At 42.4% G+C, this 3,290-nt stretch carries 4 protein-coding genes; 2 read left to right on the plus strand and 2 right to left on the minus strand.

Features of this window, described 5'->3' with window-relative positions:
• Together Q0037_RS01735 and Q0037_RS01740 are read left to right on the plus strand one after the other, a co-directional pair.
• Positions 1-903 (plus strand): 3'-5' exonuclease (locus Q0037_RS01735; protein ID WP_297514509.1); only part of this gene is annotated, 903 nt, incomplete at its 5' end.
• A gap of 24 nt (positions 904-927) precedes the next feature.
• The gene (locus tag Q0037_RS01740) at positions 928-1,548 is read left to right on the plus strand and encodes an L-threonylcarbamoyladenylate synthase (protein WP_297514512.1); all 621 of its coding nucleotides are present in this window, start codon (positions 928-930) and stop codon (positions 1,546-1,548) included.
• A 46-nt stretch (positions 1,549-1,594) separates the two neighbouring features.
• On the opposite strand, the gene Q0037_RS01745 is transcribed toward Q0037_RS01740, so the two are convergent.
• A complete protein-coding gene (locus Q0037_RS01745; protein ID WP_297514515.1) occupies positions 1,595-2,428 on the minus strand; it encodes an OmpA family protein in 834 nt (277 codons plus the stop codon).
• A gap of 77 nt (positions 2,429-2,505) precedes the next feature.
• Positions 2,506-3,290 (minus strand): glycosyltransferase family 2 protein (locus Q0037_RS01750; protein ID WP_297514518.1); only part of this gene is annotated, 785 nt, incomplete at its 5' end.

Raw genomic sequence — 3,290 nt, forward strand, 5'->3', positions numbered from 1 at the left:
AATGAGAATCAAGACGCGTTCTATTTGGCCGAACACGTGACCAAAAAAACGGGGTTGATTCAGGAATTGAAAAAAGATGGTACCCCAGAGGGCGTCGCTCGGGTAGAAAATATTGAAGAATTGCTCAACGGGATTAAAGATTTTACCGAAGGGCAAAAAGAAGTCGATGGAGCACGAGGCGCTTTGGCCGAATTTCTCGAAGATGTTGCCCTCGCCACCGATTTGGACAACGATACAGGCGACGATGATCGCGTAGCCTTAATGACCATTCACTTAGCCAAAGGACTGGAGTTTCCCTACGTTTTTATTGTTGGTTTGGAGGAAGATTTGTTTCCTAGCGCTTTGAGTTTGAACACCCGAAGCGAACTCGAAGAAGAACGTCGCTTGTTTTATGTGGCTTTGACCCGCGCCGAACACCAAGCCTATCTCACCTATGCCCAATCGCGGTACCGTTGGGGAAAACTTACCGATGCCGAACCCTCGCGTTTTATTGAAGAAATCGATCCGCAATACCTAGAATTTGTCAATCCCGCTGAAACCTCAAGCTACCGCTACAAACCCATGATTGATATGGATATTTTTGGCGATGTCGATAAAACCAAATTACGTTTGCAAAAACCCGTTTCGGGAACACCGCCACGTCGTATGCATGAGGACGAACCCACACCAAGTGCCAACATACGTCGCTTGAAGCCTGTGAATGCAAGTGCTCCGACTTCTTCATCGGGCCATGGAGACAGTAAATTGGCCATCGGGAATATCGTACTCCACGAACGCTTCGGGAAAGGGGAGGTGCTCAATCTTGAGGGCGTAGGGGCCGACCGAAAAGCCGAAATCAAGTTTGATGTGGGCGGTATCAAAAAACTGCTCTTGCGTTTTGCCAAGCTCGATGTAATTGGCTAACTTTAACTGCCTAATTTCTAAGCGATGGCTCAATTTGTAAAAATCTACAACGACAATCCCAACGAAGCGGCCCTAAAAAAGGTCGTCGAGGTTTTGCGCAACGGCGGGATTATCATTTATCCCACAGATACCGTGTACGGATTGGGGTGCGATATTACCAATGCCAAAGCCTTGGAACGGGTAGCGAAACTTAAAGGGATTAAGCTGGAAAAAGCCAATCTGTCTTTTATTTGTTCCGACTTGAGTCATATATCGGATTATGTGAAGCAAATAGACACATCGACATTTAAGTTGTTAAAACGCGCCTTACCGGGTCCATATACCTTCATTTTACCCGGGAATAACGATTTGCCAAAAGTCTTTAAAAACAAAAAAACAGTGGGTATTCGCGTCCCCGATAACAACATCATTCGCTCGATTGTCAATATTTTGGGCAATCCTATCATTTCTACGTCGATTCACGATGAAGATGAAGTGTTAGAATATTCCACCGATCCGGAATTGATTTTTGAAAAATGGCAGAATCTTGTCGACTTGGTCATTGATGGTGGCTATGGTGATAATACGCCTTCTACCGTGATTGATCTTTCGGGTTACGAACCTGTTGTAGTACGTGAAGGCAAGGGTTCGCTCGATATTTTGTAAAAAAAAGCGCCTCGATTTAGAGACGCTTGAATGTTTTTTGAAGCAATTACTTGCTGAGGTTTTTCATTTCTTTTTCAATCATATCGTAAAACTGATCGATTTTAGGTAGAATGACTATACGCGTTCTGCGGTTGGTGGCCCGATTCTCAGCGGTGTTGTTGTCCATCAAGGGTACAAATTCACTTCGTCCAGCAGCGATAATTTGCTTCGGATTTACGCCTAAATCTTTGGTCAATACACGAACAATAGCCGTAGCGCGTTTGACACTCAAATCCCAGTTGTCTAGCAATATCGCATTTCCCGTAAAAGGAACATTGTCGGTGTGTCCTTCCACCATACACTCAAAATCAGGTTTGTCGTTGATGACTTTAGCTACCTTATCCAATACGGATTTGGCCTTGTCGGTCACAACATAACTGCCGCTTTTGAATAACATTTTATCAGAGATGTTGATAAAAACGACTCCTTTTTCTACACTGATGTTCACATCTTGATCGTCAAGGCCTACATTTTTCTTTAAACTACTTACTAAAGCTAATGTTACGGAATCTTTCTTCGTTAAGGCATCTTGTAATCGGTTGATTTTTAGGTCTTTTTCTTTCAAACTTTCCAAAGAGCGCTGTAGATTTTCAGCTCCTTTGGTGGTCAACATCGTTAATTCTTTAGAACTGTTGATTAAGTCGCTATTATTCTTTTTCAAATACTCATTCTGCTGACTTAATGACTCTTTTTCGGTCAAACAAAGGTTCAACTTCATGGTTGTTGAGTTCAACAATTCCTGGCATTCTTTGTTTTTTTGCTCTAATTCGGCAATTTTCTTTTTACTGCCGCAAGAAGCTAAAGTTAACGCTGCTAAAGAAAGAAACACTATTTTTCTCATGGGATCTCTTTTTTGTTTTTTACAAAATTAAAGGTTGTTTATTGAAATAGAACTACAAAAAGGTTAAGATTTGTTAATTATCGTTCGAAATACTTTTTCCCTTTTACAAAATAATTCCAAACAATACTGTTTAAGGTATAGTAGTTCGGGCGTTGCGGTGCCTTTCGTATGGCGAGGGTAGCCCTTATTCTTCCATAAAATGAAAAGTGTGCTTTAACAATGGCCCAGGTGTGCGCTCCTTTTCCTTGTAGCAAAAATTGAATTCCGGCTATGCCATCCAAGACCAACCGCAAAAAAAGGATGGGTAACAAGGTACGAGCAGGCAAATTTTTGAGCATCATCGACAAAGAGTTGCGAAAATTCAAAAAGGTTTTTCGCGGAGTTCCTGTTTTTAATGTTGCGCCCCCTACATGATAGACCACCGAGTCGGGGAGGTAATAGCAATCATACCCTTGATTAAACGCGCGCCAGCATAAATCGATTTCTTCTTGATGCGCAAAAAAAGAGGCATCCAGTCCGCCCAATTGGTGATAGACTTCACGTCGAATAAAAAAACAAGCCCCTGTGGCCCAAAAGATTTTTGCGGGTTGGTCGTATTGTCCCTCGTCTTTTTCTAAAGTTTCAAACACACGGCCACGGCAATAGGCATAGCCAAAACGATCGATAAATCCGCCTGCCGCGCCAGCGTATTCAAAAAACGCTTTGTTTTTGTAGTCCATTAGTTTAGGTTGCGCTATTGCTGTTTGGGGATGAGTGTCAAAATGATCGATAATCGCTTGCAACCAATTTTCGGTTACTTCGATATCGGAATTCACCAAGGCATAAATAGGCTCTTCAACCTGTTGTAAGGCCTCATTGTATC

This window comes from Flavobacterium sp., assembly GCF_027482425.1.
In the GTDB taxonomy this organism is placed as follows: domain Bacteria; phylum Bacteroidota; class Bacteroidia; order Flavobacteriales; family Flavobacteriaceae; genus Flavobacterium.

What these genes read in the sequence shown, in the direction of transcription:
- Q0037_RS01740 (WP_297514512.1), top strand. Translation starts at nt 928, where the DNA reads ATGGCTCAATTTGTAAAAATCTACAACGACAATCCCAACGAAGCGGCC.
- Q0037_RS01745 (WP_297514515.1), bottom strand. Translation starts at nt 2,428, where the DNA reads ATGAGAAAAATAGTGTTTCTTTCTTTAGCAGCGTTAACTTTAGCTTCT.